General features: G+C 54.6%; 29 protein-coding genes and 1 tRNA gene. 6 read left to right on the top strand and 24 right to left on the bottom strand.

The genetic code is table 11. The features are described from left to right. Window positions 1-18 precede the first annotated feature (18 nt). Both ACUTQ5_RS00150 and ACUTQ5_RS00145 read right to left on the bottom strand, forming a co-directional pair. A complete protein-coding gene (locus ACUTQ5_RS00150) occupies window positions 19-750 on the bottom strand; it encodes an aspartate/glutamate racemase family protein (RefSeq protein WP_445650231.1) in 732 nt (243 codons plus the stop codon). Beyond that, on the bottom strand, window positions 750-911 hold the full coding sequence (locus ACUTQ5_RS00145) for a hypothetical protein (protein ID WP_445649592.1): 162 nt from the start codon (window positions 909-911) through the stop codon (window positions 750-752). Before ACUTQ5_RS00145 ends, ACUTQ5_RS00150 begins: the two co-directional genes overlap by 1 nt. Window positions 912-1,038: 127 nt before the next feature. Here ACUTQ5_RS00145 and ACUTQ5_RS00140 point away from each other — a divergent pair, with 127 nt between their 5' ends. Continuing rightward, entirely contained in the window at window positions 1,039-2,499 is a 1,461-nt protein-coding gene (locus tag ACUTQ5_RS00140) for an NCS1 family nucleobase:cation symporter-1 (RefSeq protein ID WP_445649591.1), read from the top strand. Window positions 2,500-2,545: 46 nt separating this feature from the next. Here ACUTQ5_RS00140 and ACUTQ5_RS00135 read toward each other — a convergent pair. Both ACUTQ5_RS00135 and dnaQ read right to left on the bottom strand, forming a co-directional pair. Beyond that, window positions 2,546-2,622: transfer RNA gene (locus tag ACUTQ5_RS00135), tRNA-Asp, on the bottom strand. Between the two features lie 146 nt (window positions 2,623-2,768). Next, window positions 2,769-3,509: a DNA polymerase III subunit epsilon gene (gene dnaQ / locus ACUTQ5_RS00130; RefSeq protein ID WP_445649590.1), complete on the bottom strand. Its 741-nt coding sequence runs from the start codon at window positions 3,507-3,509 to the stop codon at window positions 2,769-2,771. Between the two features lie 72 nt (window positions 3,510-3,581). On the opposite strand from dnaQ, the gene rnhA reads away from it, so the two are divergent. Then, window positions 3,582-4,049 (top strand): ribonuclease HI, encoded by a 468-nt coding sequence (gene rnhA / locus ACUTQ5_RS00125; protein WP_017891706.1) that lies wholly within the window; start codon window positions 3,582-3,584, stop codon window positions 4,047-4,049. On the opposite strand, the gene ACUTQ5_RS00120 is transcribed toward rnhA, so the two are convergent. After that, window positions 4,046-4,765, bottom strand: coding sequence for a class I SAM-dependent methyltransferase (locus ACUTQ5_RS00120; RefSeq protein ID WP_445649589.1), 720 nt, complete (start codon window positions 4,763-4,765; stop codon window positions 4,046-4,048). The genes rnhA and ACUTQ5_RS00120 overlap by 4 nt on opposite strands. Before the next feature lie 44 nt (window positions 4,766-4,809). Between ACUTQ5_RS00120 and gloB the strand changes: the two genes are divergently transcribed. Next, window positions 4,810-5,565, top strand: coding sequence for a hydroxyacylglutathione hydrolase (gene gloB, locus ACUTQ5_RS00115; RefSeq protein ID WP_445649588.1), 756 nt, complete (start codon window positions 4,810-4,812; stop codon window positions 5,563-5,565). A 71-nt stretch (window positions 5,566-5,636) separates the two neighbouring features. After that, entirely contained in the window at window positions 5,637-7,025 is a 1,389-nt protein-coding gene (gene mltD, locus ACUTQ5_RS00110) for a murein transglycosylase D (RefSeq protein WP_445650230.1), read from the top strand. A 62-nt stretch (window positions 7,026-7,087) separates the two neighbouring features. Here the strand turns inward: mltD and ACUTQ5_RS00105 are convergent, their stop codons facing one another. Both ACUTQ5_RS00105 and ACUTQ5_RS00100 read right to left on the bottom strand, forming a co-directional pair. Then, window positions 7,088-7,882, bottom strand: coding sequence for an endonuclease/exonuclease/phosphatase family protein (locus ACUTQ5_RS00105; protein ID WP_445649587.1), 795 nt, complete (start codon window positions 7,880-7,882; stop codon window positions 7,088-7,090). Window positions 7,883-8,124: 242 nt separating this feature from the next. Further along, window positions 8,125-9,300, bottom strand: coding sequence for an MFS transporter (locus ACUTQ5_RS00100; RefSeq protein WP_445649586.1), 1,176 nt, complete (start codon window positions 9,298-9,300; stop codon window positions 8,125-8,127). A gap of 105 nt (window positions 9,301-9,405) precedes the next feature. On the opposite strand from ACUTQ5_RS00100, the gene yafC reads away from it, so the two are divergent. Next, a complete protein-coding gene (yafC, locus tag ACUTQ5_RS00095; RefSeq protein WP_445649585.1) occupies window positions 9,406-10,290 on the top strand; it encodes a DNA-binding transcriptional regulator YafC in 885 nt (294 codons plus the stop codon). 44 nt (window positions 10,291-10,334) lie between these two features. Here yafC and dkgB read toward each other — a convergent pair whose 3' ends face one another. The 17 genes from dkgB to ACUTQ5_RS00010 form a co-directional block, all read right to left on the bottom strand. After that, window positions 10,335-11,138 (bottom strand): 2,5-didehydrogluconate reductase DkgB, encoded by an 804-nt coding sequence (dkgB, locus tag ACUTQ5_RS00090; RefSeq protein ID WP_445649584.1) that lies wholly within the window; start codon window positions 11,136-11,138, stop codon window positions 10,335-10,337. Window positions 11,139-11,279: 141 nt separating this feature from the next. After that, entirely contained in the window at window positions 11,280-12,509 is a 1,230-nt protein-coding gene (locus ACUTQ5_RS00085) for a beta-ketoacyl-ACP synthase (RefSeq protein ID WP_445649583.1), read from the bottom strand. Next, on the bottom strand, window positions 12,506-13,237 hold the full coding sequence (locus tag ACUTQ5_RS00080) for a 3-ketoacyl-ACP reductase FabG2 (protein ID WP_445649582.1): 732 nt from the start codon (window positions 13,235-13,237) through the stop codon (window positions 12,506-12,508). The genes ACUTQ5_RS00085 and ACUTQ5_RS00080 overlap by 4 nt, the downstream gene beginning before the upstream one ends. Further along, window positions 13,234-13,707, bottom strand: coding sequence for an ApeP family dehydratase (locus ACUTQ5_RS00075; RefSeq protein WP_445649581.1), 474 nt, complete (start codon window positions 13,705-13,707; stop codon window positions 13,234-13,236). The genes ACUTQ5_RS00080 and ACUTQ5_RS00075 overlap by 4 nt, the downstream gene beginning before the upstream one ends. After that, the gene (locus tag ACUTQ5_RS00070) at window positions 13,704-14,873 is read right to left on the bottom strand and encodes a beta-ketoacyl-[acyl-carrier-protein] synthase family protein (RefSeq protein ID WP_445649580.1); all 1,170 of its coding nucleotides are present in this window, start codon (window positions 14,871-14,873) and stop codon (window positions 13,704-13,706) included. The genes ACUTQ5_RS00075 and ACUTQ5_RS00070 overlap by 4 nt, the downstream gene beginning before the upstream one ends. Beyond that, complete coding sequence (locus tag ACUTQ5_RS00065; RefSeq protein ID WP_445649579.1) at window positions 14,873-15,445, bottom strand: DUF3261 domain-containing protein; 573 nt, start codon at window positions 15,443-15,445, stop codon at window positions 14,873-14,875. Before ACUTQ5_RS00065 ends, ACUTQ5_RS00070 begins: the two co-directional genes overlap by 1 nt. Further along, window positions 15,445-17,751 carry an MMPL family transporter gene (locus ACUTQ5_RS00060; protein ID WP_445649578.1) on the bottom strand — a complete coding sequence of 769 codons (2,307 nt, stop codon included), beginning with the start codon at window positions 17,749-17,751 and terminating at the stop codon, window positions 15,445-15,447. Before ACUTQ5_RS00060 ends, ACUTQ5_RS00065 begins: the two co-directional genes overlap by 1 nt. Further along, window positions 17,741-18,346, bottom strand: a complete 606-nt coding sequence (locus tag ACUTQ5_RS00055; RefSeq protein WP_445649577.1) for a LolA family protein — start codon at window positions 18,344-18,346, stop codon at window positions 17,741-17,743. The genes ACUTQ5_RS00060 and ACUTQ5_RS00055 overlap by 11 nt, the downstream gene beginning before the upstream one ends. After that, on the bottom strand, window positions 18,343-18,771 hold the full coding sequence (locus ACUTQ5_RS00050) for an acyl-CoA thioesterase (RefSeq protein WP_445649576.1): 429 nt from the start codon (window positions 18,769-18,771) through the stop codon (window positions 18,343-18,345). Before ACUTQ5_RS00050 ends, ACUTQ5_RS00055 begins: the two co-directional genes overlap by 4 nt. Then, a complete protein-coding gene (locus tag ACUTQ5_RS00045; RefSeq protein ID WP_445649575.1) occupies window positions 18,768-20,486 on the bottom strand; it encodes a glycosyltransferase family 2 protein in 1,719 nt (572 codons plus the stop codon). The genes ACUTQ5_RS00050 and ACUTQ5_RS00045 overlap by 4 nt, the downstream gene beginning before the upstream one ends. Beyond that, window positions 20,477-20,821 carry an ApeI family dehydratase gene (locus ACUTQ5_RS00040; protein WP_445649574.1) on the bottom strand — a complete coding sequence of 115 codons (345 nt, stop codon included), beginning with the start codon at window positions 20,819-20,821 and terminating at the stop codon, window positions 20,477-20,479. The genes ACUTQ5_RS00045 and ACUTQ5_RS00040 overlap by 10 nt, the downstream gene beginning before the upstream one ends. Next, window positions 20,818-22,191 (bottom strand): AMP-binding protein, encoded by a 1,374-nt coding sequence (locus tag ACUTQ5_RS00035; RefSeq protein ID WP_445649573.1) that lies wholly within the window; start codon window positions 22,189-22,191, stop codon window positions 20,818-20,820. The genes ACUTQ5_RS00040 and ACUTQ5_RS00035 overlap by 4 nt, the downstream gene beginning before the upstream one ends. Further along, window positions 22,158-22,715 (bottom strand): hypothetical protein, encoded by a 558-nt coding sequence (locus tag ACUTQ5_RS00030; RefSeq protein WP_445650229.1) that lies wholly within the window; start codon window positions 22,713-22,715, stop codon window positions 22,158-22,160. The genes ACUTQ5_RS00035 and ACUTQ5_RS00030 overlap by 34 nt, the downstream gene beginning before the upstream one ends. A 42-nt stretch (window positions 22,716-22,757) precedes the next feature. Continuing rightward, window positions 22,758-23,009, bottom strand: coding sequence for an acyl carrier protein (locus tag ACUTQ5_RS00025; RefSeq protein WP_445649572.1), 252 nt, complete (start codon window positions 23,007-23,009; stop codon window positions 22,758-22,760). 9 nt (window positions 23,010-23,018) lie between these two features. Then, on the bottom strand, window positions 23,019-23,279 hold the full coding sequence (locus ACUTQ5_RS00020; RefSeq protein WP_017891685.1) for a phosphopantetheine-binding protein: 261 nt from the start codon (window positions 23,277-23,279) through the stop codon (window positions 23,019-23,021). Window positions 23,280-23,283: 4 nt separating this feature from the next. After that, on the bottom strand, window positions 23,284-24,102 hold the full coding sequence (locus ACUTQ5_RS00015) for a lysophospholipid acyltransferase family protein (protein WP_445649571.1): 819 nt from the start codon (window positions 24,100-24,102) through the stop codon (window positions 23,284-23,286). Next, entirely contained in the window at window positions 24,102-24,818 is a 717-nt protein-coding gene (locus tag ACUTQ5_RS00010) for a beta-ketoacyl synthase chain length factor (protein ID WP_445649570.1), read from the bottom strand. Before ACUTQ5_RS00010 ends, ACUTQ5_RS00015 begins: the two co-directional genes overlap by 1 nt. Window positions 24,819-25,103: 285 nt before the next feature. Here ACUTQ5_RS00010 and ACUTQ5_RS00005 point away from each other — a divergent pair, with 285 nt between their 5' ends. Next, complete coding sequence (locus tag ACUTQ5_RS00005; protein ID WP_445649569.1) at window positions 25,104-25,493, top strand: hypothetical protein; 390 nt, start codon at window positions 25,104-25,106, stop codon at window positions 25,491-25,493. Window positions 25,494-25,680 lie beyond the last annotated feature (187 nt).

Below are 25,680 nucleotides of genomic sequence, written 5' to 3'. Positions count from 1 at the left end.
GCAGTTTCCCTTTTCTGATTACCCGTTAAAACTGCTGAACATGCCGGATAAGCGTTTTGCCTGCGGAAAATCCAGATCGCCGTGTTTGCTGGTACTCAGACCTAGCACATGCAACGACTCGATCATTTTCACCGCCGCGCTGACGCCGTCAATCACCGGGATGCCCAAATCCTGCGTCAGTTCACGCGCCAAATCGGCCATGCCGCCGCAGCCAAGTACAATCGCCCCGCTACCGTCCTGTTGTTTTGCCTGAATACACCGCTCACGCACCTTTTGTTGCGCCAAGCCGGTGCCGTCTTCCAGTGCCAGCACCGGCAGGTCGATCGCATGCAGTGCGGCACAGTGGCGCTCAAAGCCATATTGATGCAGTAAATGCCGCGCAATAATCAACGTACGCGGCAGGGTGGTGACAATGGAAAAACGCGTCGCCACCAGCGTCGCCATATGCATAGCCGCCTCGGCGATACCAATCACCGGCCGGTTTGCCAACTCCCGCGCTGCCAACAACCCCGGATCGCCAAAACAGGCAATGACATGGCCGCTGACGCCCGCCTCCCGCCCCAACTTCACCTGTTGCAATACGCCGATGGCAGCAATGGCCTCGTCAAAATGTCCTTCTATTGAAGCCGCTCCCTCTTGTGAGCAGACCGCCAGTATCTCGGTTCCCAGCGCAGCCACCGATCGTGCAGTGGCAGCCATGGCTTCGGTCATGGTCTGGCTGGTGTTCGGATTGATCAGTTGAATTTTAATCAAAATACCCACCGTTCCTGATTACGCATCAGACGTTGTGCACCATACTCGGGCATTTTCACCTCCCTCTGCACTGCACCAAAGCGCGGCGTTACCTTCAACTCCATGATGAAAATAAAAATATGCCGCCCACCTTCAGTCGTTTGAATGCCCATTGTCATGCTCCTCCTCCTGGGTTAGGCACATTAAACATAGCCAGAAATATCGAGTTGGTCTGGATCCTGCAAAGCCTCTGCTAACCACCGTTGCTAAAAACGTTCGAATGCCATTTCGAGAGGAGCAGGATTTATGCCAATCCCTAATGAAAATTACAGTCCCAAGCTGTGTAACGACGACCTGGCACCCACGCGTGACCAGAACTGGAGCTGGTACAATATCTTTTCTTTCTGGATGTCCGATGTACACAGCATGGGCGGTTATGTGGTGGCCGCCAGCTTCTTCGCCCTCGGCCTGTCTAGCTGGCAGGTATTGATTTGCCTGTTGGTGGGAATTTGCATCGTGCAGTTTTGCGCCAACCTGGTAGCCAAACCCAGCCAGCTCGGCGGTGTGCCCTACGCCGTTTTAAGCCGTCAGGCGTTTGGCGTGTTTGGTGCCAATATTCCAGCGGTGATCCGTGGCATGATCGCCTTCGCCTGGTATGGCATCCAAACCTATCTGGCCTCCAACGCGTTGATGCTGACGCTGCTGAAATTCTTCCCGTCGCTGGAACCAATGACCCAGCCACATTTCCTCGGGCTGTCACAGCTGGGTTGGGTCTGTTACATCATCATGTGGCTATTGCAGGCGATGGTGTTCTGGCACGGCATGCAAGCCATTAAGCGTTTTATCGATATCGCCGGCCCGGCCGTTTACGTGGTGATGTTCGCACTCGCGGGCTGGATTGTTTACCGTGTCGGTTTCTCCAACCTTTCACTCACTCTCGCAAGTAAAAACCTGAGCACCGGTGAGCAAGGCTGGCTGATGCTGACCGCCACCGCGCTGGTGGTGTCCTATTTTTCTGGGCCGTTGCTTAACTTCGGCGACTTTACCCGCTACGGTAAAAGCCTTGCCGAAGTGCAACGCGGCAACCGTTGGGGTTTACCCTTCAACTATCTGTTGTTCTCGCTGGTAACCGTAGTGATCGTTTCTGGTACCCTACCGCTGTTCGGGCAGCTCATTACCGACCCGATCGAAACCGTCACCCGCCTCGACAGCGATATCGCCGTCGCCCTTGGCTTGCTGACCATGATTGTCGCCACTATCGGTATTAATATCGTGGCCAACTTTGTGTCGCCGGCGTTTGATTTTTCCAATTGCTCGCCGCAAAAGATAAGCTTTCGCACCGGTGGGATGATCGCCGCCGTCGGCTCATTCCTGCTGACGCCGTGGAATTTGTTCCAGTCCCCCGAACTGATTCATTACACGCTGGACGTACTGGCAGCCTTTATCGGCCCACTGTTCGGCATTCTGTTGGTAGACTTTTACATCATCAAGCGCGGCGAACTTCACGTCGATGACCTGTATAACGCCACGCCAAACGGCCGTTATTGGTACAAGAATGGGTTCAACCCGAATGCGATTTGGGCTTTGGTGCCGTCGGTGATTATCGGGCTGGCGATCAGTTTCACGCCGGGCCTGCATCAGGTTGCGAATTTCAGTTGGTTTATTGGTGCAGCACTGGGTGGGGGATGTTATCGAATTATTGCCCGCCGCGAATGGGCGGCCAATCAGGCGATAACCTTTACCAGGGCAGAGTTGAGCAAAGATTAAAAACAACGAAGCCCTGAGTTATTGCTAACTCAGGGCTTCTTAATGTTGGCGGAACGGACGGGGCTCGAACCCGCGACCCCCTGCGTGACAGGCAGGTATTCTAACCAACTGAACTACCGCTCCGCGCCGTTCTTCTCTTTCGAGAGGAACGAGGCGCATATTACGGTTGAGCCACTATGACGTCAATGCCTTTTTCTTACCAAATGAACCGTTTGCACAGTTTTTCAACTAACAGGTTCAAAAGACTATCTGCCCGGATTAAAACCGCGTTATTCCGCCTCAGTACGCCACAGGCAACTGCCGCCCTTTTTCGCCACTAAATCCAGACGCGCTTCATGGGCCACCACTTCTTCATCGCTGGCATAGACCACTTTCATCGTCGTCGCCGGGCGCACAATGCGCTGAATGTCCTGTGTTGAATTACTATTTTGCGTATCGCCTTCCATCTGGAAGGCCATCGAGGTCTGACCGCCGGTCATCGCCAGATAGACTTCCGCCAGGATCTCGGCATCGAGCAAGGCGCCGTGCAGCGTACGCTTGCTGTTGTCTATCTCGTAACGGCTGCACAGGGCGTCGAGGTTGTTGCGCTTGCCCGGGAACAGGCGGCGCGCCATTAACAGGCTGTCGGTGATGGTACAGAAGGTATCTGTCTTCGGAATACCCTGCTGCAGCATGCGGAATTCGTGATCCATAAAGCCGATGTCGAACGCCGCGTTATGAATGACTAACTCGCCGCCGCGGATAAAGTCGATAAACTCATCGGCAATCTGGGCAAAGGTCGGTTTATCCGCCAGGAACTCATCGCTGATGCCGTGAACCCCATAGGCCTCAGGATCCACCAGCCGATCCGGCTTGATGTAGACGTGGTAGTGACGACCGGTTGGGCGGCGGTTAATCACCTCCAGCGCACCAATTTCAATAATGCGGTGGCCTTCGTAATGTACCCCGAGTTTATTCATACCGGTGGTTTCGGTATCGAGGACAATCTGTCTGGTGGTTGTAGAGTTCATATTGCAGTGCTCGCAGCGCTTGTTTATGTCAGACTTGGCTTTTATAAAACTGATAGGAAGAGTCTACCAGAGATGCTCAAACAGGTAGAAATTTTCACCGACGGCTCCTGCCTTGGCAACCCGGGCCCCGGTGGTTATGGTGCAATACTGCGCTATAAGCAGACTGAAAAAACCTTCAGCGCGGGCTTCCGCCTGACCACCAATAACCGTATGGAGATGATGGCGGCGATTGTCGCGCTGGAAGCTCTGACTACGCCCTGCGAAGTGACCCTGAGCACCGACAGCCAGTATGTACGCCAGGGCATTACCACCTGGATCCACAACTGGAAAAAGCGCGGCTGGAAAACGGCCGACAAAAAACCGGTCAAGAATGTCGATTTATGGCAGCGGTTGGATTTGGCCATTCAACGCCATACTGTGAAATGGGAATGGGTCAAAGGCCACGCCGGCCATCCGGAAAACGAACGCTGTGACGTGCTTGCGCGTGATGCGGCCGGCAACCCAACCCAGGATGATGTCGGTTACAAACCGGAGAGTTAAGGAAGTTTGCGATAACTCTTGGTCGCGCCGACGGCGCGGCTGAGAGCGGGTTTTCTCGCACCGAATTTCATCGGCGTTGGCGTCAGCGGCAAGGTGCGTTTACGCGCCACAATCACGCTCATGCAGCCCAATGCCGGCAAATGGGTACATAAAAATTTCCCGCCTTTACGCTGCCACGGCAACACGTGAAAACGCGACTGATGCAGTACTTCATAATTCAGCAGGCTCAGCCAGTCCAGCAGACGCATTTGGGTGAACATACGACTGGCATAAGGTTGACGGTGACGTAACCCTGGCACCAGCTTACCCAATCCCAATAAACTGAACGGATTGAAGCTGCTGATCACCAGCCAGCCGTCGTCGATCAACACGCGATCAACCTCTCGCAGCATCCGGTGCGGGTCGTCAGCATAGGACAGCGTATGCGCCAACAGGCAGGCATCGACCGACTTGGCAGCAAAGGGGAGCTGGTAGGCATCCGCGATCACCTGTAGGTTCGGCCCCTCCAGGGCTACATTTACCTGATGAGAAATGGCGCATTTGTCGGTCGCCAGACTGGCACTGAGATTTCCGAGCTTTAACAGGTGGAAACCAAACAGCTTCGACCACCAGGGTTGCAACTGCCGCTCGAGCGCCTCACGATAGTATTCCCCCCACGGCAACTCAGCCCAGGACTGTGGGCCGGTGAGCTTTTGTAGAGTATGGGCTGGTTTCATGATTTATTATCTTCTTTCAAGCCGTTGCCAACGAGAGGTCCAACATGAATCTTATCAGCATTCCCGCCTTCCAGGACAATTACATTTGGTTATTGGATAACCAGCAGGGGCATTGCATTATCGTCGATCCCGGTGAAGCGCAGCCGGTATTGGCAGCTCTGGAGCGCCTGAATCTGACACCTGACGCAATTCTGCTGACCCATCATCATCACGATCACGTTGGCGGCGTAGCGCAAATTGTGGCGCGTTATTCCGGGCTGAATGTCTATGGGCCGCAGGAAACTGCCGACAAGGGAGCCGACCACATCGTTCATGACGGCGAAACCATAGAAATTAACGGCCAAGAATTCGCCACAATCGCGGTTCCCGGACATACCTTGGGCCATGTAGCATTCTATAGCGCACCTTATCTGTTTTGCGGAGACACTATTTTCTCTGCCGGCTGCGGAAAACTTTTTGAAGGAACCGCAGAGCAAATGTTCAACTCATTTCAACAGCTCGCGCAACTTCCCGATAACACCCTAATTTGTTGCGCGCATGAATATACGCTTTCAAATCTTAAGTTTGCGCGCGCTATTTTGCCGGAAGATCGACAGATTGAAACATATCAGCAACAAGTTGAGGCGTTACGGACAAAAGGCCAACCCAGCGTCCCCACCCAGCTACAATTAGAGCGTAAAATTAACCTGTTTTTACGCTGTCATGACACTGATTTACAAAGAGAATTAGGCTTTCACACACCACCAAAGCACCTTCATTCAGTTTTTTCCGAATTACGCCTGCGTAAAGACAACTTCTGAGCTTTTAGTTGTGTTGTTTGGCGAAGCCAAGTATGATTGCTCGTCTTTTAAGCAACTATATTGACACACACATGAAGGCTAAAGCGATATTTATCGCCTCAGTCTTGCTAGTGGGGTGCCAGTCGTCCAGGCAGGACGCACCGGCCCCAGAACAGCATGCACAGAGTTTGTCTTCGGCAGGTCAAGAAGGTGAAGCAGGAGAGTACACAGCGAATGGTCGAGCGAGCTCGGCGCGGTGGCTAGATAACAATAGTGGTGCCGCGCAACAGAACCTGTGGAACTTCATTAGCGACGAGCTGAAGATGGAGGTTCCGGAAAATTCCCGGATCCGTGAGCAAAAAAGAAAGTACCTAAAAAGTAAGAGCTATCTCCACGATGTAACATTACGGGCAGAGCCGTACATGTACTGGATAGTCGGGCAGATTAAGAAACGCAATATGCCGATGGAACTGGTACTGCTACCCATAGTGGAGAGCGCTTTTGACCCCCACGCCACGTCAAGTGCCAACGCCGCAGGGCTATGGCAAATCGTGCCGCAAACGGGTCGGAATTATGGTTTGAAAAACAACCAGTGGTATGACGGGCGACGCGATGTCGTGGCCTCGACAACTGCTGCGCTTGATATGATGCAGTATTTGAACCGCATGTTTAACGGTGACTGGTTACTGACCGTTGCCGCTTATAACAGTGGGGAAGGCCGTGTCATGCAGGCGGTTAAGGCGAATAAACGCAAGGGTAAGCCAACCAATTTCTGGGCATTGTCGCTTCCACGTGAAACGTCAATTTATGTCCCGAAAATGCTGGCGCTGAGCGACATCATTAAAAACAGCAAGAAGTACGGTATCAATCTGCCTAAGACTGATAACACCCGTGCTCTGGCGCGTATTGATGTTGGACAGCAAATACAGTTAACTCAGGCGGCTGAGATGGCTGGGCTTTCACTGACCAAGATGAAAGCTTACAACCCAGGCTATAAAAAAGGCGTTACGGCACCCAACGGGCCCCATTATATTATGGTTCCCAAAGGTCATGCCGATCAGCTGAAAGACTCGTTGGCCGATGGTCAGATCGCAGTGACTCAACCAACCACTCAGTTGGCGAAAAACAGCGGTTTGACTGGTGGCAGCTCGTATAAAGTGCGCTCCGGCGACACGGTATCGGGCATTGCCAAGCGGTTGAATATCAAGTCCAGCGATTTGCAGAGTTGGAACAATTTGCGCGCCAAGAGCACGCTAAAAGTTGGGCAAACCCTGCAAGTGGCCAGTAATACCGGCAGTAACAGCAGCATCACCTACAAGGTTCGTAAAGGTGATTCGCTTGCCAGTATTGCACGTCGTCACGGCGTCGATATTAACGACGTGATGCGTTGGAACTCAAAGCTTGCCAAAGCCAACAGCAACCTGCAACCGGGTCTGAAATTGACCTTGTTTGTCAGCGATAAAACGTCGCCGGATACCTAAATTTTCGGCACAAAAAAGCACCCTTCGGGGTGCTTTTTTATTGTCTGAATACGGAGCCAACATTACCAGTGCGGCTTGTCGGCCTCTGGGTGAAATTCCACCAACAGCGGATTATGATCCGATGCACTGGTCACCAACACCGAAGCTTCTGCTACCCCTAGATTGCGATAAAACACAAAGTCCAGTGGGCGACCAAAAGCCTTGCGGCGGTGATCGTCGGTAAAGTTCACCTCACGCAGCGCCATATCACTGGCAAACCGGTATAGCGCATTAATTCGTTTACGACTCCAAGCGTTAAAATCCCCGGCCATGATCACCGGCCCCTGGTGATTGGCAATCTGCTCACCAATCGGCCCCAGTTGTTTACTGTAGACGTCCACGCCCAGGCTGAAATTCACCGCATGAATATTCACCACCATCAAAAGCTGACCGTTAAACAACGGGTAGACGGTAATCAGCGCCGACTTGGACAGCCGCAGCAATGGTTCACGTTCACGCAGTGGGCAACAATAGACCGGATGCGCCGCCGCCAGCGTCATTACGCCGGAAGGATGCTGAGGTAACACAAATGCCGGCACCTGATCGGCAGCCAGATAGTTTGACGTGGCAAAGCTCACCAGCTCAGGCGTGGTTTGCGCCTCCTGCAACAGCACCAGTTGCGCATCCTTGCCATAACTTTTCAGCACCGAAAGCCAATCGGCCCTCTGCTGTTTAAAGATATTCCACACCATCACCCGTAATGCGCCGGACGTAGGCAATGCAGCCCCAGGCGGCAGCGGTTGGTTGATGGCGCCAGGGAAAATTCGCTCAACTGGTTGACCTGCAACATACCTCATTGCATAAGTTCGTTTCGGCACGCTATTCGCCCATTTCCCATTAGGATAAAACTGGCAGTGACATTCCCGCCAACAATGAATTAATTATACGCCTGCCCTCGGCTGACGGCATGGCTTTTAGGGGTTATACCCTTTCAGTTATAGGGGCGTGATGCAGGGATTTCAATATTCTGACAGTATATGTGTGTAAAGGTTGGCGGCGCCGTGTCATAAATGCGAAAAGGCCCGCAAAATGCGGGCCTGAAAAGAGAAAGCGCTACGGATTAGACCAATTGCGGCCGATATTTCTTATCCAGCCGTCCACTTAGGCCAACCAACAATAGAGCCATCAGCACAATCAAAGCACCAATCCACGGAGTTTGTGCCAATCCCAAAGTGGCTACCGTTTGCCCACCAATCACCGAACCCAGCGCAATGCCCACGTTGAAAGCCGCAATGTTCAGGCCGGAAGCCACATCCACCGCGTTTGGCGTGTACTGTTCGGCTTTCTGTACCACATACACCTGCAGACCTGGAACGTTACCGAAGGCAAACACTCCCATAACGATCACCGTCAGCAACGCGGCAATGCTGTGGTTGGCGGTGAATTGAAACACCAGCAGCAAAACGGCCAGCGCGGCAAAAATAAAGCTGAGTGCGCGTACCGCCCCGTGACGATCCGCCAGTTTTCCGCCCCAAATGTTGCCAATCGCCACGGCAATGCCGTAGGCCAACAGGATCCAGCTTACTGCCGGGGCTGAGAAACCCGCCAGTTCCTGCATCATCGGTGCCAGGAAGGTGAAAGTCGTGAACACGCCGCCATAACCCAGTGCAGTAATGGCGTAAATCAACAACAGGCGAGGATGGGTCAGCACTTTAAACTGTTCCTTAATACTGGCGCTGGCCTGATTTTTAATGTTGTTTGGCACCAAAATAACGCTGGCTACGGTGGCGATTACCCCAATCAGTGATACTGCCAGGAAGGTTTCACGCCAGCCAAAGTGCTGGCCGATAAAGGTCCCCAATGGCACCCCTGTCACCAGCGCCACGGTCAGGCCACCAAACATGATGGCGATCGCCGAAGCGGCCTTCTCTTTCGCGACCAGGCTGGTCGCAATGGTAGAACCGATTGAGAAGAAGACCCCGTGAGCCAGGCCAGTCAGCAAACGGGCCACCACCAGCGTCCCATAACCAGGCGACTGCCAGGCCAATAAGTTACCGAGAGTGAACAGCACCATCAGGCTAATCAGCAGCAACTTACGTGGCACGCAACCGGTTAAGGCTGTCAGCACCGGTGCGCCGATGGCCACGCCGATAGCATAGATGGTCACCAGCAGCCCGGCAGAAGGCACGGTCACCCCCAGCTGTTCTGCGATAGTCGGGATAAGTCCGACAATTACGAACTCCGTGGTGCCGATAGCAAAGGCACTGATGGTCAATGCAAGTAATGCGAGAGGCATCTTTTTACTCCAAATAGCATTCAGGTTGATGGCGGCTATTATCGACCCGTGCTTAAATGATAAAAATGCTCAAAATATCAAATTAATTTTGCCAAAGGAGCAACAGTGAAAGCGAATTCTGATGAGTTAATTACCTTTGTCACGGTGGTGGAAAGCGGCAGCTTCAGCCGGGCAGCAGAACAACTTAATCAGGCCAATTCGGTGGTCAGCCGCACGGTCAAGAAGCTGGAAGCCAAGCTGGGCGTGACGTTGCTCAACCGCACTACGCGCCAGATCAGTCTGACGCAGGAAGGGGAAAACTATTTCCGTCAGGTGCAGAAGGTCCTAAGTGATATGGCTGCGGCGGAGAATGCGCTGATGGAGAGCCGTCAGCGTCCGCAGGGGCTATTACGCGTCGATGCCGCCACGCCAGTCGTGCTGCACGTATTAACGCCGTTGGTGGCGAAATTTAGGGCCCTGTACCCGGAAATGTCGCTGTCACTGGTGTCGTCAGAGAACTTTATTAATCTGATTGAGCGTAAGGTGGATATTGCCATCCGCGTCGGTGAGTTGACCGACTCCAGCCTGAAGGCACGCAAACTGATGACCAGTTATCGACGCGTGCTGGCCTCCCCTGCCTATTTGGCACAATACGGTATGCCACAAAAGGTGGAAGACCTGGCGCAACACTGCTGCATCGGTTTTAACGATCTGCCTAGTTTGAATCGCTGGCCACTGGCTTGTGCCGATGGTCGCCAATTGGAAATCACCCCAGGCCTGACCACCAACAGTGGTGAAACTCAGCGTCACTTGTGCCTGCATGGCAACGGCATTGCCTGCCTGTCCGATTTTATGATTAGCGCAGACATCGAGCGGGGCGATCTGGTGCCTGTTTTGGTGGAGGAGACGCTGCCGGTCGCCATGCCAATCAATGCGGTGTATTACAGCGACAGTGCCGTCAGCAACCGCCTGCGCAGCTTTATCGATTTTATCAGTGAGCAATTGGCGTAAAAAAAGCGCCCGTTTGGGCGCCCCAATGCATAAATGAGAAAGAATCAATCCCAGTTCGGTGCCAGGCCTTCCGGGCTGACCAGGCGGCCATTGTTTTCCAGCTTGGCAATTTCTGCCATTTCCTCACTGCTTAACGTCAGCTGCTGCGCCAATAGGTTGCTCACCAGGTTTTCACGTTTGGTCGATGATGGGATCACCGCGTAACCCAGCTGTAGCGCCCAGGCCAGAATAACCTGTGCCGGAGTGGCATTGCGGCGTGCCGCAATCGCCTTGATGGTCTCGTCCTTCAGCGCCTGGCCATAGGCCAGCGTCATGTAGGAAGTGATGGCAATGCCGTGCTGCTGGGCAAACTCCACCACTTTGCGGTTTTGCAGGTAGGGCGAAAGCTCAATCTGGTTTGTGGCGATCTGCTCTGCCCCAACAGCGTCAATCGCTTGCTGCATCAGATCCAGAGTGAAATTGGAAACGCCAATCTGGCGCGTCAGGCCTAATTTTTTCGCCTCCGCCAGTTCGGCCATAAACTCGGCAACAGGAACTTCGTCGTTCGGCGAAGGCCAGTGAATCAGGGTCAGATCAACATAGCCGGTTTGCAACTTGCTTAGGCTCTCTTGCAGGCTCGGGATCAGCTTGCCTTTCGCCAAATTGGCGATCCAGATCTTGGTGGTGATAAACAGCTCTTCACGCGGTACGCCGCTGGCGGCAATCGCCTGCCCCACCGCCGCTTCGTTTTCATAGATTTGTGCCGTATCGATCGCGCGGTATCCCAGCTCAAGTGCCGTAGTGACCGAGTCGATCACCACCTGATCCTGGAGACGGAAGGTGCCTAAACCAAATGCAGGGATGCTCATAATTTTATTCTCTCATTAGGATGTTGATGCGATATGGGAGGATTATGGCAACTGTTTTGTTGATCAAAAACGCCCTATTGTGCATAAGACTTTTGATTAGATAGCAACAATTGCCGGAGGAAAACCTCCGGCAGTGCAAGATTACGCCCAACGGCGCAGGATCAGTGAAGTATTGATGCCGCCGAAAGCGAAGTTATTCGACTGCACAAACTCGGTATCAATCTGACGATAGCCGCCCATGATGTAGTCCAGATCGCCACAGGCGCTGTCCGGTTCGCTGAGGTTGATGGTAGGGGCGAAGCCGCCTTCGCGCATCATCTCCAACGTCATCCAGGCTTCCAACGCACCACAGGCGCCCAACGTATGGCCAAAATAACTTTTCAGCGAGGAGATCGGCGTTCGATTGCCGAAAATCGCCGCCGTTGCCTGACTTTCCGCGATATCGCCACGATCGGTGGCCGTGCCGTGAGCACTGATATAGCCGATATCGCTGCTCGCCAGCCCAGAGGCCTTCAGCGCCTGCTGCATGCAAATCTGCATGGTTTCCTGCTGCGGCTGGGTAATATGTGCCGCATCGCAGTTGGTGGCAAAGCTGATAATCTCGCCATAAATGGTGGCACCACGCGCCAGCGCGTGCTCCAACGACTCCAGGATAAGCGTACCTGCCCCTTCGCCAATCACTAACCCATCACGTTGACGGTCAAACGGACGTGGCGAAAACTCGGGGCAATCGTTCTGCTGGCTGGTGGCAAACAACGTGTCGAACACCGCCGCCTCTGAAGGGCACAGCTCTTCGGCTCCACCCGCCACCATCACTGTCTGATAGCCGTGGCGAATGCTTTCGTAAGCGTAGCCAATCGCCTGACTGCCCGAGGTGCAGGCGCTGGAAGTCGGGATCACTCGGCCCCGCAGGCCGAAGAACAGGCCAGTGTTTACCGCCGCGGTATGAGGCATCATCTGCACATAGGTGGTGCCGGTAATATTGCCGGTGTGCTTCTCGGTGAGCATGGTGGCAAATTCACTGACCGGCTTGGTGCTGCCGGTCGAAGAACCGTAGGCAATACCAGTCTCACCGTTAGTCAGCACCTTCTCGCCCAGCAACCCGGCCTTTTCGAGCGCCAGTTCCGTCGCGCGGGTCGCCAACAGCGAAACGCGGCCCATGGAACGAATACGCTTGCGCGTATAGTGATCCGGCAGTACGAAATTCTCGATCGGGGCACCGAGATGGGTGTTCAACCCCTGATATTCTTCCCATTGCGTCATGTAACGCACCGCATTCTTGCCCTGCTTCAACCGGCTGGACACCTCTGTCCAGCTATTGCCGAACGCCGTAACGCCCGCCATGCCTGTGACGACCACTCGTTGCGTCATACCATTCCTCCATTAATGGAAATGACCTGCCGCGTTACATAGCCGGCGATATCCGACATCAGGTAGCTGGCCAGCCCGGCCACCTCTTCCGCCGAACCCATACGCTTAAGCGGGATTGCCCGCATCGCTTCATCCAGCGCCGCCGGCTCCATGTCGATCATGCCGGTGTCAATCAGCCCAGGAGCGATGCAGTTAACGGTAATTTTGCGTTTCGCCAGCTCAATCGCCAGTGCCTTGCAGGCGCCGATCACCCCGGCCTTGGCCGCACTGTAGTTTACCTGTCCACGGTTGCCAATGACGCCCGACACCGACGACAGCGCGATGATCCGCCCACCTTTGCGCAGGCCAATCATCGGCATCACGCAGGGATGCAGCACGTTGTAGAAGCTGTCGAGATTGGTGTGGATCACGCCATCCCAATCGTCTTCGCTCAGCGCCGGGAAAGCGCCATCGCGGGTAATGCCGGCATTGTTCACCACGCCATAATAGGCACCGTGGGTGGCAATATCCTGCTCCAGCGCCGCACGGCACTGGCTACGATGGCTGATATCAAACTGAATCAATCGCCCTTGCCCGCCAGCACTGACAATTTGCTGCAAGGTGTGTTCTGCCCCGGTCTTATCGCTGTGGTAGTGGACTACAATCAAAAAGCCATCGGCAGCCAGGCGGCAGGCAATAGCCTGACCAATCCCTTTGCTGGCGCCGGTGACTAAAACGGAACGCATCATGCGTCTCCCCTTAAGGTCGTCAATTGAATGATTTCTTGTTGATCAGGCTGGTAGGTGTTCAGCCTGCCCTGTGCGATGCACACATTATCGATACTGATTTCACACTCAAAATTGGCCAGCTTTTCGTCTTTCAACAGTTGCTGCACGCTAACCAACAGTTTACTCCCGGCAGGAAAAGCCGGTAACTCGCAGTGAATCGCCCGCCCGCCCAGCAACATGCCAAGCTGCGGCGTCTTGGCACTCTGACGGCCATGCCAGCCACTCCAGACGCCAATTGCCTGTGCCATCAACTCAATACCATACCAACCCGGCAGTGCGCCTTGTGCGTCAAGAAACGGTGCCAGCACGCCGTCGCTACTCACCGTGACGGCGCATTGGGCATGCTCTTCCCCCACTTCAAGCACCTGCTCCAGCAGCACCATGGGAGAGGCATGGGGTAGGTAGTGTTCGGCAGCATAATAACGATTCATCGGGCATCCCCCAGCAGCAGACAAGCATTGTTACCGCCAAAGGCGAACGAATTGGACAAAATCGCACGCAGCCCCAGCGGTTGTGGCTGGCAAACCAAACCGATCGGTGCCAGTTCGGCATCGCGCGGCACGCGGCTGAAATCTTGCTGTGGCAGCGGCAACGGCTGAGTCAGCAATAGCCAACTCAACGCCGCCTCCACCGCACCGGCCGCACCCAGCGTGTGCCCGGTAAGATGCTTGGTCGAACTGCACGGTGTCCGCTCGCCAAACAGGCGATTGATTACCTGCGCTTCAACCTGATCGTTCAGCCGCGTAGCGGTGCCGTGCAGATTAATATAACCAATTTGCCCGGCATTGAGACCTGCCTGCCGTAGCGCCATGCTGATGGCCCGTTCAGCCCCCTCACCGGCGGGATGCGGTGCTGACATATGCCAGGCATCAGATGACTCGCCAACGCCCAACAACGCCACCGGCGCAGGTTCCCGCGTCAGCAGCATCAACGCCGCTGCCTCGCCGATATTAATGCCACTGCGCCCGACCGCAAACGGCGTGCAACGTTGTGAGGACAGTGACTCCAGGCTGTTGAAACCGTTAATGGGCATTTGGCACAGGCTGTCGGCACCGCCGACAATCGCCGCATCCACCAGCCCAGCGTCGATCAGCCGCTTACCGCTGATGATGGCTCGCGCGCTGGAGGAACAGGCCGTAGACAGGGTATAGGCCGGGCCACGGGTCGCGAGAAAAGCGCTAAGAAACAGCCCCGGATCGCCCAGCTCCTGCTGCTGATAGTCATAACCCGGTGGCCACTGTCCCGTCTGATACTGCTGCAACGCCAGCTCGCCTTCATGGATACCGGAGGTACTGGTGCCCATAATCACCGCGACACGATCCGCACCGTAGCGGGCGATGGCTGCACGAACTGGCGTGTCGATCTGCGCCAGTGCCGCCAACAGCAGGCGGTTATTGCGCGAGTTATGCCGTTTGAGAAGTTCAGGAATGACGGGCAGCTCACCCTGTACATTACCGAACCAGGAAGGTTCCCCGTCCAGCAGCCACTGCGTCTGCTGCTGCATGCCGGGCGACACGCCAAGCGCTAGATTTTCCGCGATCTGCGACAGGCTGCTGCCCAACGCATTCACCATCCCTACGGCGGAGAAATAGATCATTATTCGTTCCCCAGCGTTTGAATGATGATCCGGTAATGGAAGGCGGATTGAGCGATCGACACCGGTTCTCGCCTTCCGTCCATCTGCTGGTAACGGATTTCATTGATCACCGCCCCATACTCGTCATACAAGCGACGCACCAGCGTCTGGTCTTCCAGTCGCCACCCTGCTGGCAGCAAGGGTTGCCAGTCCTTCACCGGCCAGTAGCTCAACATGATATCCGCCAGCACCTGGCTGGCTGGCGGCAGTTCTCCCACCTTGATCAATTGTTCGGTGTGGATCCCCTGACGATCGTAGGTCAGGTTAAACAGACGGATACCGAGCGGCGACATGCCCACCAGTTGCAAGCGCTGGCCGTCGGCATTGAGCAGCACCAGCATCGAATGTTGCTGCCCTTTCACTTCGGCGGTCAGCAACTGTTGCTGATTAATCGGCTGAGCCAGCGCAGGAGGAGGTAAGGTCACCTGCGTACCGGGTTTTAGCCACGCCTGTGGCAGCGTCGGATCCTGCGAACCGGCGCAGCCGGCCAGCACGACAATCCACATTAACAGCACCATTCGTAAGCCGCGCATCAGGCTTTTCCTCTTTTTCTTTTCGTTACTAACGTCAGCGGTGCCAATAAAAATGCCACGGCAATTCCGCTGCTCAATACGATACCAAAACTGCTGATGGCCTGAGTGTGGCTCAGTACCAGCATGCCGAACGTCAGTTGGGTAGTGAATACCGCCATAAAAATGGCGAACATCGAGGTGGTCGGCGTGCCCCGGGGATTGGTAAAGAACAACGTATAGTTGATGCCGATCCCCAAAACCAGCACCAGCGCCAACAGCGAGAACAGGTTCAGCGTATGGCCGCTCAGTGCCAATACCGCAATGCCGCTGCCCAGTGACAGCAGCGTTGGCACCATGCAGCGCAGACCGTGACGCAGACCAAAACGCCACAGGTAAATCAGCGCAATCGCTGCAACCGACAATGCCAACAGATAAGAAAGATACAGGCGGTATTGACCAAACAGGTCACTGAACTCGGTTTTCCGATCGATCCAACCGGTGCCGGGAACCTGCTCCGCCAATGTCTTCATTGCCGCACTGTTCTTCACGCCGTTAACGGGCACCAGCGCCGCACTGCGTCCATCGGGCAACGTCAGCCACAGCAGACGCCAACCCTCACTAACCACGCTACCCAGCCACTGCTGCGGGCTCACCCATTCAGGCGTTAAATCTGGTGTACTCAGTACCAACTCTGCCTGCTGCAGGTTGTTCATCACCTGCGGCGCCACGCGCTGCAATAAAGCGATGTTTTCTTGCTGGCGCTGGAGAGAAGGCAGAGGCAACAGTCGATAATCCGCCAGCACACCTTGTCGTTTGGCCTCAGCCAGTTTGGGTTGCAACAGCTCGATACGTTGCAACAACTGCTCGGCATGAGCGCCGTAGACCACCAGCCACTTCTGATCGTTATGTTGGCCCGTCAGTGCGGCGATACGCTGCTCTTGCTGCTGTAACGCCGCAGGTAATGCCTGCAGTTGACCAATATCGTCATCTACCTTCAACTGGCTGAACCCCGCGACCACCAGCAACAGCACCGCGCCGGGCAACCCATAACGCAACAGCGGCCGATGGCGCCAGGCATGCAGCCAATTCAGGATCAGCGTTAATCCCGGTGCCGGGCGTACCGGCAACCGTCGCGACAATTGCGGGTACCAGCAAATAACGGTAATGCAGGCGGCGCTCAATCCGGCAGCGGCAAATACCGCCAACTGCTGCAAACCGGGGAACGGCGCAATCAACAGCGCCAGGTAGGCCACTACGGTGGTCAGCAACGCCATCGATAATGCCGGCAACAGCTTTTGCAAACTGGCTAATGGCGTCGACTGCCGGCCATGCACCATTCGCTCGGTCAGGAAATAGAGCGTGTAATCGGCTGAGATGCCGACGATGCTGATGCTCAGCACCAGCGTCATCAAATGTATTTCGCCAAATGCTAACAGCGTAGCGACGGTGCCAGCCAGAGCGCCAATACCCACCGACAGCGCGCACAACAACAGCGGCAAAGGTGAGCGGAACATAAACAACACCAATAAAAACACGCCCGCCACCGACGCCAGGCCAATCGTGGAAATATCCTTTTCGGCCTGTTGGCTGGCATAGTTGCTGTAAAACAACGTGCCGCGGCTGAGCACTTCAGCTCCCGGCCAGCGCAGCTGCAGCTGTTGCTGCAATGCTGTCAGTTTATCTACCGTTAGCCGGGCACTGCTGATGTCATAAGATGATGCGCTAAGCTCGGCGTGCAACAAATACCAACTGCGCCCCTGTAGATCACGCGCCACCAGCCACTCCTTGGACAGGCTCAGCAAGCCACCGTTTTGCTGCTGCGCCAACTGCGAGGCACGTACCAGCATCAACGGATCGTTCGCCAGCTCCTTGCCACTGACCCCGGCGAAGGCAGAATAGAGTTGCCCGAGGATCCACTGACTTTGCGCGTCCGCGCCCTGCTGCAAACGCCGCCGGGTAGTGTCATCGAGCAGCACATTACGGTGCTGATAGAAAAAACGCCCCCACTGCTGCTGACGCTGCGCATCCATAGGCCCGCCTACCTGCTGTAGTTCTGGCATCTGGCGCAACTGCTGCCACCACCAGCTCACCGCAGCGTTGTCCGCCCCCGGCGGCGGGCTGACCAACCACATCAGTTGCCGGTCAAGCCGACGGCTGAAACCTTCGGCCAGTTCATCCGGCACGCCCACCAGTTGCTGCTTCGGTAATAACGCCAATACGCTGCTGTTGATCTGGCTGCGCGGCAGCAGCCAACACAGTGCAGCCAACAACAGCAGGCAAATCGCCAGCCAGCCAAACGCCAGCCGCCGGTGCAGCTCAGGACGCAAAACGCTGTTGCTCCCCGGCGGTCAGCGTCAGTGGTGCCGTACGCTGGTTAAAGAAACGGATATGGGTGGCATCACTTTGCATGTCATCGATATCAATGGTTTCCAGGAATTGCGCACCATTAAGGGTGATGCGCCTGAACAGTTTGTCGAGCGGTGTGGTTTTCGGTGTCAGCACCAGTCGCCATTGGTTATTACCCAGGTCGCTGAACTGCAAAGCAAAGTTTTGCTCCAATGCCTGACTGTCGGCATGGAATAATGCGGTCAGCAAGTGGTTGAACTGGAACATCTGCGGGTTGTTTTCTGCCGTCACTACCTGCGGCGGCTGGCCGGCCAGAGTTTGCACCATACGCTTATCATCCAGCAGCAGGGTCAGTGGGAAGGGTTTTTGTTGCGCCCACCACAGCCCTTTTTGCTGTGAAATCAGCAGCTCACCGCTGGATTTCAGGGGTTTCGCCATACCGCTGATGCTGCGCTGCTGTTCGAACTCGGCGCGCAGCACCGGCTGTTGGCTAAAGCGCTGTTGCAGCTCCGGCAGCGTGACCGCCTGGACGCTCAGGCTGAAAAAGGTGATAAGAAACAATAACCCGTACTTCATTGTGCCCCCTCTATGTTATCCAACAGCACCTGTGGCGAGGCAAAACACATTTCTTTGCTGTCAGCCTCTACCGCTACTTGAATGGTATGACCGCGAGTAGTGAGTTTGCCGCTATCCGCATCGAGGATTCGGTAACCAATGCGCAGGCGGTTTTCATACTCTTCCAGTTCGGCACAGACGATGATGCGTTGTTCAAACAGCACTGGCGCGATGTATTTCACTCGCGTATCCACGATCGGCCAGACATAGCCTGAAGCCTGCATCTGCCGATAGCCGTAATTAAACTGTTTGAGTAGCGCTTCACGCGCGACCTCGAAATAACGGAAGTAGTTGCCGTGCCATACCACGCCCATGGCATCGGTATCATGGAAAGGGATAGCGATTTCAATGCTGACGGAAAATCGCGGATCGTCTTTTAGCTTCATGTCTCAGGCCCCTGTTGCACTGACGGCTGCGCCGCCAACTGCCAGAAATCGAAAAAATTAAACCAGTCGAGCGGTGCCAACAGGCAATAATGCTCCAGCCGCGCGGCATAACCGTCCACCGCATCTTGCAACGCCTGTTGGCGCTGCTGACGGGGTAATAACAGCGGATCGGCAAAGGGTTCGAAATAAACGTTAAGACGCCCCTGCTGCTTGAGGCCGAACATCAGAAATACCGGACAACGCAGAGCCGCGGCCAGGACAAATGGCCCCTGAGGAAACGGCGCCGGTTGGCCAAGGAAGTTGCTCCATACCACGCGCGGTTGCTCACCCCGCTGATGCTTGCCGGCCGAAGTGCGATCGCCAACGATAGCTACCCACTCGCCAGCGTCGAGTTTGTCCTGCAGACGCATGGCCGTTTCTGGCCCCAGCGACGTCACCTGGATCAGGTTCAGATTTGCTCGCGGATTTACCTCTTTCATCACCTGATTGAAGCGCTCGGCGTGCTCGGTAAACACCAGGGCATTCACCTTTACGCCAGAATCCAGCTCACCCAGTGCGCGGCAAGACTCGATATCCCCCAGGTGTGAAGCCAGGATCAGGGTGCCTTTTCCGGACGCTATCTGCCGTTCACAACGCGTACGATCCACCAGACGAATGTCATTGTGCTCCCCGCGCCAGCTCGCCAGCTTGTCGAGCATCGCATCACCAAATCTCATAAAGTGACTGAAGCTGTTGAGCGGTGCAGGCAATGGCTGTTGCCGCTGCTCGGCGAATTGCCGCAGGCGCTGCAGATAGTCGCGTGATGCCTCACGCTGGCTACGCCCAGTCAGCCAGAAATAACCAATCACCGGATACAACAATAATTGAAAAACCCGGCGGCCAAACAGTCGGTAGACTTGTAACATCAACCGGATGCCCCATAGGCCGTGGCGCTCCTGGGTTGCCGACCAGTGTTTCGGACTGGCCGTTTGTCGGCGTTGGCGCAGCAGACGAGGAATACGCGGCAACATACCGAAGAACAAGCGGGTATGCATCCAGGAAATACGTAAGTTATCGCTCAGTGCGTCAAAATGAGAAACACCGTCAACCGGATAGGTGACGCGCGTCGGCAGAAAACGGCTGGGCACGCCCTGCCAATACAGTCTGACCATCACTTCGGTATCGAAATCCATCCGTTTACCGAGCGGATGACGCGTCGTTAACGCCAACGTCGGAGCCACCGGGTAAACGCGGAAACCGCACATGCTGTCTTTCAGCGAAAGCGACAGGGTTTCTATCCACACCCAGACATGGGTGACATAGCGACCATACAGGCGTGCTTTTGGCACGGAGCTGTCGTAAATGGGACTGCCGGAAATCAGACAATCCGGATGAGCGCGGGCTTCGTCAATCATTGCCGGAATGTCACTCAGTTGATGCTGGCCGTCGGCATCCACCTGTAAAGCGTGGCTGTAGCCCTGCCGTTGCGCCAGTTGCAGGCCGGCGATCACCGCCGCTCCTTTTCCCTGGTTTTCATCCAGCCGCATTAACCTGACCCATGGCCGATCAGCAGCCAGGCTCTGCAGCTCTTCGGCGGTGCTGGCATCGCTACCATCGTCCACTATCAGGCATGGCAGGCCATAATCGGCTAACCTGGTCAGCACTGCGGCCATCATCTGTCCATGATTGAAACAGGGGATAACAATGCAGGGAGTAAAGGGAACTTTCACTGACATAATGAGATCTTGCCGCTGCTGGCGGTCGCCTCACCCACGCGGTAGCTGAACAACAGTTTATGCCGTGCCGGCTGCCACTCAAGCTGTAATAACACACTTTGCTCCGGCAGTAAGGGCTGTTGAAACTTCACCACTTCAATGCCTTTGAATCCGGCCTCGATAGCCAGCAACTGACGGGCATACTGCATCACCCAATTCAACTGCGTGACTCCCGGCAGGATCGGATATTCAGGAAAATGGCCGCGAAACCAAAATAGCTCTGTGGGCAAACGCAGCAGCAGGCTGGCATGGGTAGCATCGCTCACCTGCTGCTGCAGCACCTCAGGTTGCATCATAAAAACAGCTCCTGTAGTTCAGCATAGGCACGCTTGCCCTGCGGATTCAGAGGGATAGCCTCGATAATACGCCAACGGCGCGGCAGAGCCACCGGCTCCAGCCAGCCCCGCAACGCCTGATGCAGTTCGCGGGTTAACTCCCCTTCCGGCAATTTTTGTCGACGGGTTTCGCCATAGGGTGACAACACGATCGCCGCGACCAATACTGTGCGCCCGGTTTGCTGCTGCGTTAGCACGGCAGCAGCGGCGACCTCCGGCAGGGAAACCAGCCGGCGCTCAACTTCGGTCAGCGACAGACGTTTTTCTTCCAGCTTGATAATGCGGTCAACGCGGCCGTTTAACTGAAATTGCCGACCATCCGGCGCGAGCTGAATCACATCGCTCAGTGCGAGTTCACCGGTATCGGGTATCAGGGGCGACGCAACATTTATGCTGTTATCTGGGTTTGCCGTTAGCGTCACGCCGGCAAACAGCCGCCACAGGGTGACCTCCCGAAGTTGCTTGCGCCATGCCAGCGTGCCGGTTTCCGTTGTGCCGTAAATTTCCAGCGGCAATACGCCCAATGCTCGCTGCGACAGTTTAGCCTCCGCGTAAGAGAGCGGACCGCCAGCGGAAAATACCTCAACGCACTCGGCCAGTGCCAGGTGGTTATCCAAACGTTTAAGCCAGGCGGGGCTGCTGACAAACAGCAAACGTCGCCCCTGGTGACGGGCAATCAACTGCTCGTGATATTGCGTTAACTGCGCATCAAACGGCAGGCCAAAAGCCAGTGGCAGGAATAAGCGAAAGCTCAGGCCATACATATGCTGGTGAGAGACCGACGCGATCACGCTGCACCCCTGAAAGACATCCTTCCAGCTTGCGGCCAACAGTTCGCTTTCACGATCCATGCAGGCAACGGACTTGGTCACTGCCTGTGGTTGGCCGGTCGAGCCGGAAGTATAAAGGATGAACCTTGGGTCTTGAGGCCAGACGGGCAATGCTATCTCCGTATTGCCCCCTTCTGGTACCGGCAAAACCGGTACATCAAGAGCGAGAGGTAAATCAGTTAGCAGTGCGTCGAAATCTGCCCGCTGCTCTTTGAGGATAGCTTCGCGCTGATGACCAAAAATTACCGGCATTCTGCTGGCATACAAAGAGGCCAACAACGCAACGGCAAAACGATAGCTATCATCAAAACACAGCGCCCAACGCTGCTCTTCCCTGCCTGCCAGTTGTGCGACCAATGCGGCGACATCACGGCGAAACTGACCGAGACAGAATCCCTGAGCGCCACGCCAGGCAATAAGCACCCCATCATCACGCTCCACACTGAGCCATTGGCTCATCGGTAAACTCAGGCGCGCCTGACCCTTTTCCTGACTATCCATTCAATACCCATTAATGCCCCCATCAGCAGGTAGCTGATGCCGCCGTTATACAGCGTCCAGAGTGTGATATCCCCAGACAGACAGGTTGCCAGCGATATTGCACCGTTAGCAATAAAGAACCCGCACCAGATCTGAGTCACCTTGCGAGTATAAGCCACGCCAGCGGCATCCAACTGTGGCTCGGTTATACGCGCCAATCGCTCCACCACGGTGGGGGAGGCAAACAACGAGTATGCAAACAGCAACAGCAGTAATGCGTTGACCAAGACCGGATAATACAGCAGCCAATGGCTTTGCTTCAGCGCCCAACTGGCAAGCGCCAGCAAGATGCCGACAATCGCCAAGGCCTTGCCCAACCACATTTGCTGACGAAGTTTACCGCGCAGCAATATCAGGCGTAAGGTGAAGACAGTCACCAGCAGCGGTACCAGGACGTTGGTGCCCCAGCGCGCCAACCCAAACCAGACCGCCAGCGGATAAAGCAGCAGCGCCAGCCAGGTCATGGCCTGCAACAGCCGCAACATCGGGTGTATCCAAGGGGACGTTTTCACCTTAACGCAGCGGCCTTAGCTATTTGACTTAAGCAACTCATCAATGGCATCAACTACGTCTTGCACGGTGCGCACCGACTTGAACATTTCCGGTTTGATCTTCTTGCCGGTTGTTTTTTGCAGTTGCACCACCAGATCCACAGCATCAATGCTGTCCAGATCCAGTTCCTCGTACAGACGGGATTCTGGCTTGATGTCATCGGCATCAAGCTCAAACAGTTTGACCAGCAACGCCTTAATTTGCAGGTAAATTTCTTGCTTATCCATGAAAAACCCTTATTTGCTACGCTGTGCAGAAACAAACTTTGCCAGCGTTTCCACGGAATAAAAATGTTGGCGCATATCCTGGCTTTCAGCCGACAGCACAACGCCATAACGGTTCTTTAATGCTAAACCCAATTCCAATGCATCGATGGAGTCCAGACCCAGTCCATCACCAAACAGCGGTGCCTCGGCGTCAATCTCCTCCGGTGTCATACCTTCAAGATTGAGCGTATCAATGATCAATTGCTTGATTTCAGTGCTCAATAAATTCATTCCGCTATATCTCATTATTTATAGGTTCTGACTGTAAGGCGTCAGTTAAATGCTGGGTTAATCTTCTTGCCGCAAGGGCGGGAGAAACGTCATTTGCATGAATGAATGCGCGGGCGTCGATCTTATCCTGAACGGTGATATGGAACTGCGGTTTTATCGCCGGGATCTTATACCATTTACCCTGCTTCGTCAGCATGGAGGGATGGCAGTGGATATGCACAACCCGGATGTCACATTGCCCCCGCAGCGCAATATTGGCCGCCCCCCGTTGCAGCGTCAGCGCCTTGCCCGGCGTGGTACGGGTGCCTTCCGGGAAGATCAGGATGGTCCCTCCGCTGGTCAGACGTTGGTGACATTGTTCCAATAGAATATCCGACTGCGCATTAGCCAAATATCCCGCCGCTTTGATCACCCCACTGACAAATATATTATTCAGCAAGGCCTCTTTGACGATGCAGTCGCAGCGCGGCATTTGTGACGCCAGTAACACATAATCCAACAGGCTGGGATGGTTGGCGATCACTAGGCAGCCGCGATCCTCACTGAAGCGTTCTATATTATCGAAATGGTAATCCAGCACACCAAAAAAACGCGTCGTGGCCAGGAAGAAACGGAAACTGTGACGGATTGAGTTTTGCGTTAACCGGCTGCGGCGTGCGGGATCTCGCACTACCAGACGCATCAGGTTAAACCAGACGCCAGACAGTAACAGGCCACCCAAACCAAATAGCGAAAAGCAAAAGCCCGTAGCCACCACCCGCCAACAGCGATTAAACCATGAGGATTGTTCGGGATCCGTTTGGGCAGGGATCGTTGTAGCCATCAGCGTTTCCACCACCAGCCGTGCCTTGGGCCCGGTACCGTAAATTCATCATCAGCGCCCAGCCACCCCCGCAAAAAAGACAGGCCCTGCGGCTCCTGGTGACTCACTTGTTCGGGCGTTATTGCCTGGCATTGCAGCGTGCCACCACTTTCGAGCAGCAGGGCGACAGCATAGGGAACCGAATTTTCAGGCGCAAAAGGCCGGTAAACATCCGGTACGACCCCGTCGAAGTCGATTAATAACACCCGTTCCGCACTGCCCGTGGCCAATGCGGCCTGGGCCTCAATCATCCCCTGCTGGAAGCTGTCTTCGCCGGCGGCCAGTGAAGTGGTCGGCAAAGTATTCTTCGCCATAATAGTCAACCATCCCGCCGCCGTGTTGTGTACCGACATGGCAAAATCCGTTGGCGATAAGGGTTGCTGCTGATGCAAGTGCTGGAGGATTTTGTGCGTCCGCTCCAACTCGCCATGACGACTGGTAAAAATTGCCATATCCGCCGGGTAATCATTCAATAATATCAGCCCACTTTCTACCGCCAGGCGCGTTCCGATACTCATTCGACGCAGTGACATCATGGGGATATGAGAGCACCCGGGTAATACTCCCGGATTTTCAGCGGTAAGAGCATTATCCGTAGCCCATTGGCGCCATGCATCACGCGTTCCACGATCGGGGGCCATTGCCCACCAACTGAGTATATTCATGTCGCCCGCCATTAAGGGGATTACCGGTCAAAAAAATTCCGTGGGTAAATTTATTATATCTAACCCCAGAATGCATTCCCAAAATTCCTATTTTTACACGGTGTATTTGATTAAACGATTAGGCTTAATTATCGGCACAAATTGGCAACACTTGAGAAAAAAGGGAATTACAACGATGAAAAACAGCAGTATTTGTCGAATTTTTCCGATGAGTGTATCTTAGTCAGGGATCGTCATGCATCACTTCCCCTGCATGATTAATACATTTCTTATTTACCAACACTCATGGACAAGAGTATGAAACCATTTAAGCTCATTTTAACTGGCGTATTCGCCGCTATTCTGGTCACCGGTTGCGCAGGCACGGCTCCCGTTAAAAACGTCAGCCAAAACATTGCGGGTAGTCGCAGTGATGCACAGGTACGCCAGGCGATCCTCTCCGCCGGCTTGAGCCGCGGCTGGATTATGAACCCTACCGCAGATGGCGTTATCGATGGCAAGATTTTGCTACGTGGCCACAGCGCAGGTATACGTATCACTTACAATACAAATAGTTATCAGATTAACTATGTTGCTAGCGGTAATATGGATGCCAAAGACGGAAAAATTCATCCAAACTATAATCGCTGGGTGGCCAACCTGGATAAGGATATTCAGTTAGAACTGGCACGTCAGAATATTCAATAACGACAAAAAATTTATTACCCGGCGGAGGTCTACTGCCGGGTATATTAACCTTTATATTGGCATGCAATTCGGATAATTATTTATCAGAGCAGATTTTCACCGCATAAATCACGCAGCTATATTCATTTTCGTTGAATTTTGCATATGAAAAAGCCCTGAGTCAAAAACTCAGGGCTTATCAAATAAG

This window comes from Serratia sp. NA_112.1, assembly GCF_052691715.1.
The sequence above is the reverse complement of the archived record's forward strand: the minus strand, read 5'-3'. Positions and strand labels throughout refer to the sequence as shown.

Excerpts from the sequence above, each read along its gene's own strand:
- ACUTQ5_RS00055 (WP_445649577.1), bottom strand. The coding sequence starts at position 18,346 with ATGAAGTACGGGTTATTGTTTCTTATCACCTTTTTCAGCCTGAGCGTC.
- mltD (WP_445650230.1), top strand. The coding sequence starts at position 5,637 with ATGAAGGCTAAAGCGATATTTATCGCCTCAGTCTTGCTAGTGGGGTGC.
- ACUTQ5_RS00050 (WP_445649576.1), bottom strand. The coding sequence starts at position 18,771 with ATGAAGCTAAAAGACGATCCGCGATTTTCCGTCAGCATTGAAATCGCT.
- ACUTQ5_RS00100 (WP_445649586.1), bottom strand. The coding sequence starts at position 9,300 with ATGCCTCTCGCATTACTTGCATTGACCATCAGTGCCTTTGCTATCGGC.
- gloB (WP_445649588.1), top strand. The coding sequence starts at position 4,810 with ATGAATCTTATCAGCATTCCCGCCTTCCAGGACAATTACATTTGGTTA.
- ACUTQ5_RS00020 (WP_017891685.1), bottom strand. The coding sequence starts at position 23,279 with ATGAATTTATTGAGCACTGAAATCAAGCAATTGATCATTGATACGCTC.
- ACUTQ5_RS00085 (WP_445649583.1), bottom strand. The coding sequence starts at position 12,509 with ATGACGCAACGAGTGGTCGTCACAGGCATGGCGGGCGTTACGGCGTTC.
- ACUTQ5_RS00080 (WP_445649582.1), bottom strand. The coding sequence starts at position 13,237 with ATGATGCGTTCCGTTTTAGTCACCGGCGCCAGCAAAGGGATTGGTCAG.
- ACUTQ5_RS00065 (WP_445649579.1), bottom strand. The coding sequence starts at position 15,445 with ATGCGCGGCTTACGAATGGTGCTGTTAATGTGGATTGTCGTGCTGGCC.
- ACUTQ5_RS00075 (WP_445649581.1), bottom strand. The coding sequence starts at position 13,707 with ATGAATCGTTATTATGCTGCCGAACACTACCTACCCCATGCCTCTCCC.
- ACUTQ5_RS00040 (WP_445649574.1), bottom strand. The coding sequence starts at position 20,821 with ATGATGCAACCTGAGGTGCTGCAGCAGCAGGTGAGCGATGCTACCCAT.
- ACUTQ5_RS00070 (WP_445649580.1), bottom strand. The coding sequence starts at position 14,873 with ATGATCTATTTCTCCGCCGTAGGGATGGTGAATGCGTTGGGCAGCAGC.
- ACUTQ5_RS00045 (WP_445649575.1), bottom strand. The coding sequence starts at position 20,486 with ATGTCAGTGAAAGTTCCCTTTACTCCCTGCATTGTTATCCCCTGTTTC.
- rnhA (WP_017891706.1), top strand. The coding sequence starts at position 3,582 with ATGCTCAAACAGGTAGAAATTTTCACCGACGGCTCCTGCCTTGGCAAC.
- ACUTQ5_RS00025 (WP_445649572.1), bottom strand. The coding sequence starts at position 23,009 with ATGGATAAGCAAGAAATTTACCTGCAAATTAAGGCGTTGCTGGTCAAA.
- ACUTQ5_RS00010 (WP_445649570.1), bottom strand. The coding sequence starts at position 24,818 with ATGGCGGGCGACATGAATATACTCAGTTGGTGGGCAATGGCCCCCGAT.
- ACUTQ5_RS00140 (WP_445649591.1), top strand. The coding sequence starts at position 1,039 with ATGCCAATCCCTAATGAAAATTACAGTCCCAAGCTGTGTAACGACGAC.
- ACUTQ5_RS00005 (WP_445649569.1), top strand. The coding sequence starts at position 25,104 with ATGAAACCATTTAAGCTCATTTTAACTGGCGTATTCGCCGCTATTCTG.
- dnaQ (WP_445649590.1), bottom strand. The coding sequence starts at position 3,509 with ATGAACTCTACAACCACCAGACAGATTGTCCTCGATACCGAAACCACC.
- ACUTQ5_RS00015 (WP_445649571.1), bottom strand. The coding sequence starts at position 24,102 with ATGGCTACAACGATCCCTGCCCAAACGGATCCCGAACAATCCTCATGG.
- ACUTQ5_RS00030 (WP_445650229.1), bottom strand. The coding sequence starts at position 22,715 with ATGTTGCGGCTGTTGCAGGCCATGACCTGGCTGGCGCTGCTGCTTTAT.
- dkgB (WP_445649584.1), bottom strand. The coding sequence starts at position 11,138 with ATGAGCATCCCTGCATTTGGTTTAGGCACCTTCCGTCTCCAGGATCAG.
- ACUTQ5_RS00145 (WP_445649592.1), bottom strand. The coding sequence starts at position 911 with ATGACAATGGGCATTCAAACGACTGAAGGTGGGCGGCATATTTTTATT.
- ACUTQ5_RS00035 (WP_445649573.1), bottom strand. The coding sequence starts at position 22,191 with ATGGATAGTCAGGAAAAGGGTCAGGCGCGCCTGAGTTTACCGATGAGC.
- ACUTQ5_RS00120 (WP_445649589.1), bottom strand. The coding sequence starts at position 4,765 with ATGAAACCAGCCCATACTCTACAAAAGCTCACCGGCCCACAGTCCTGG.